Below are 3,272 nucleotides of genomic sequence, written 5' to 3'. Positions count from 1 at the left end.
TCATCCCGAGGTCTACATCGTGGCGCTGCCGTTCTTCGGGATCGTGACCGAGATCTTCCCGGTGTTTTCCCGTAAACCGATCTTCGGCTACACCACGTTGGTCTACGCGACGCTGTCGATCGCCGCGTTGTCGGTTGCGGTGTGGGCACACCACATGTTCGCCACCGGCGCGGTGTTGCTGCCGTTCTTCTCGTTCATGACCTATCTGATCGCGGTGCCGACCGGCATCAAGTTCTTCAACTGGATCGGCACGATGTGGCGGGGCCAGTTGACGTTCGAGACGCCGATGCTGTTCTCGGTCGGCTTCCTGCTGACGTTCCTGTTGGGTGGTCTGACGGGTGTGCTGCTGGCCAGCCCGCCGCTCGACTTCCACGTCACCGACAGCTATTTCGTGGTCGCGCACTTCCACTACGTGTTGTTCGGCACCATCGTGTTCGCCACCTTCGCCGGCACCTATTTCTGGTTCCCGAAGATGACCGGTCGGTTGCTCGACGAGCGGCTGGGCAAGCTGCATTTCTGGTTGACATTCATCGGTTTTCACACCACGTTCCTGATTCAGCACTGGCTGGGCGACCTCGGGATGCCTCGTCGCTACGCCGATTACCTGCCCACCGACGGATTCCAGATGTACAACGTCGTCTCCACAATCGGAGCGTTCATCCTTGGCGCGTCGATGATTCCGTTCGTCTGGAACGTCTTCAAGAGCTGGCGCTACGGCGAAGTGGTCACGGTCGACGACCCGTGGGGCTACGGCAACTCGCTGGAGTGGGCCACCAGCTGCCCACCGCCCCGGCACAACTTCACCGAGCTGCCCCGCATCCGGTCCGAGCGTCCGGCCTTTGAGCTGCACTACCCGCACATGGTTGAGCGGCTGCGCGCCGAGGCGCACGTGGGGCGCCACGCCACAGCCGGCGAGTCGCCGAACGGGTTCGGTCCCAGGACTGAGCCGGATCGCGCGACCGCTGAACAGTAGCGGCGGCTGCCGCTAGTGAACTCACCGCCTAAGGTGTCGGTGCTGATCACCGTCACTGGCGTGGATCAGCCCGGTGTGACGTCGGCGCTCTTTGAAGTTCTTTCGGGCCACAACGTCGAGCTGCTCAACGTCGAGCAAGTGGTGATCCGCGGCCGGCTGACGTTGGGCGTGCTGGTGTCTGCTCCGCTGGAAGTCGCCGAGGGCAAGGCGCTGCGAGCCGAAGTCGAGGCGGCCATCCACGAGGTCGGCCTGGACGTCAGCATCGAGCGCAGCGACGATCTGCCGGTCATCCGGGAACCGTCGACCCACACCATCATGGTGCTGGGCCGGCCGATCACCGCCGAGGCGTTCGGCGCGGTGGCCCGGGAGGTCGCGTCCTTGGGCGTCAACATCGACGTCATCCGCGGTGTATCCGACTACCCCGTGACCGGTCTGGAGTTGCGGGTCTCGGTGCCGCCCGGCGTGGGCAGCCAGCTACAGGCCGCGCTGACGCCGGTGGCCGCCGATGTGGGCGTCGACGTAGCGCTGGAAGACACCAGCCTGTCCCGGCGGGCCAAACGGCTGATCGTCTTCGACGTCGACTCGACTCTGATCCAGGGCGAGGTCATCGAGATGTTGGCCGCCCGGGTCGGCGCCCAGGATGCCGTCGCCGCGATTACCGAGGCCGCGATGCGCGGCGAGCTGGACTTCACCGAGTCGCTGCACCAGCGGGTCGCGACTCTGGCCGGCCTGCCCGCGGCCGTGCTCGACGACGTCGGCGACGCGCTGGAGCTGACCCCCGGCGCCCGGACCACGATACGAACATTGCGGCGGCTGGGTTATCACGTGGGAGTGGTTTCCGGCGGCTTTCGGCAGGTCATCCAACCGCTGGCGGAGGAGTTGATGCTGGACTTCGTCGCCGCCAACCGGTTGGAGATCGTCGACGACAAGATCACCGGCCGGGTGATCGGCCCGGTCATCGACCGTGCCGGTAAAGCCAAGGCGCTCAGGGACTTCGCGGCTCAGGCCGGCGTGCCGATGGAACAGACGGTCGCGGTCGGTGATGGCGCCAACGACATCGACATGCTGGCCGCCGCCGGCCTGGGCATCGCATTCAACGCCAAGCCGGCGCTGCGGGAGGTCGCCGACGCGTCGCTGAGCCACCCCTACCTCGACACTGTGCTGTTTTTACTCGGCGTCACCCGCGGCGAGATCGAGGCCGCCGACGCGGTCGACGGCATGGTGCGACGCGTCGAAATCCCACCGGAATAGGTCTGCTCGCGAGGGACTGACCCGACAGCCGTCGCGGCGTCGCAGTACGGCACGATGGTCGGGTGGGCGAAACCGGAAGCGACGCAGCCGACCCCGATCTGCTGATCGACTTCACAGACGTTTCGCTACGCCGGGATGGCCACATGTTGGTTGGGCCGGTGAGCTGGTCGGTCGAACTCGACGAACGCTGGGTGATCATCGGGGCCAACGGTGCCGGCAAGACGTCGTTGTTGCGCATCGCCGCCGCCGCCGAGCACCCTTCGTCCGGCGTTGCCTACGTGCTCGGTGAGCGCCTCGGCCGGGTCGACATGTCCGAGCTGCGCGCCCGGGTGGGCTTGAGTTCCTCAGCACTGGCGCAACGGATTCCCGGCCACGAGTTGGTCCGCGACCTGGTTGTGTCGGCCGGCTACGCGGTGCTTGGCCGGTGGCGCGAACGCTACGACGACGTCGACTACAACCGGGCGATTGACATGCTGGAAAGCCTGGGCGCCGAGCATCTGGCCGACCGGACCTACGAAACGCTGTCGGAGGGGGAGCGCAAGCGCGTGCTGATCGCGCGGGCGTTGATGACCGACCCCGAGTTGCTGCTGCTCGACGAACCCGCGGCCGGTTTGGACCTGGGTGGCCGCGAGGAGCTGGTGGCGCGGCTGACCGACTTGGCTGCCGACCCGGATGCTCCGGCACTGGTCCTGGTCAGTCACCACATCGAGGAGATTCCGCCTGGGTTCAGCCACTGCATGCTGATGTCGGAGGGACAGGTCGTCGCAGCGGGTTTGCTGACCGACGTGCTGACCGGCGAGAATCTATCGGCGGCGTTCGGCCAGGCGATCACGGTCGACTCGATCGACGGGCGTTACTTCGCCCGGCGCACTCGCACCCGCGCGGCCCACCGGAGGCGATTGTGAATTCACCGCAGGACCAGCCTCCGCTGACGCCGCGGCCCGCGGCGACTGTGATGCTGGTCCGCGAGGGCTCAGACGGCGTTTCGGTGTTCTTGATGCGCCGGCACTCGGCGATGGAGTTCGCTGCCGGGGTGATGGTGTTTCCC

3 protein-coding genes and 1 pseudogene are annotated in these 3,272 nt (G+C 66.4%); all 4 read left to right on the top strand.

Going from position 1 to position 3,272, the window contains the following annotated elements; all coding sequences use genetic code 11:
* Window positions 1-973 (top strand): cytochrome c oxidase subunit I (locus WB785_RS23210; RefSeq protein WP_424082207.1); only part of this gene is annotated, 973 nt, incomplete at its 5' end.
* A 15-nt stretch (window positions 974-988) separates the two neighbouring features.
* Window positions 989-2,224: a phosphoserine phosphatase SerB gene (serB, locus tag WB785_RS23205; protein WP_424082205.1), complete on the top strand. Its 1,236-nt coding sequence runs from the start codon at window positions 989-991 to the stop codon at window positions 2,222-2,224.
* Window positions 2,225-2,286: 62 nt separating this feature from the next.
* Entirely contained in the window at window positions 2,287-3,129 is an 843-nt protein-coding gene (locus WB785_RS23200) for an ABC transporter ATP-binding protein (RefSeq protein ID WP_424082203.1), read from the top strand.
* A pseudogene (locus WB785_RS23195) lies at window positions 3,126-3,272 on the top strand (NUDIX hydrolase); the annotation flags it as partial. The gene WB785_RS23200 and the pseudogene WB785_RS23195, both read left to right, overlap by 4 nt.

The organism is Mycobacterium sp. (genome assembly GCF_049585075.1).
In the GTDB taxonomy this organism is placed as follows: domain Bacteria; phylum Actinomycetota; class Actinomycetes; order Mycobacteriales; family Mycobacteriaceae; genus Mycobacterium.
The sequence above is the reverse complement of the archived record's forward strand: the minus strand, read 5'-3'. Positions and strand labels throughout refer to the sequence as shown.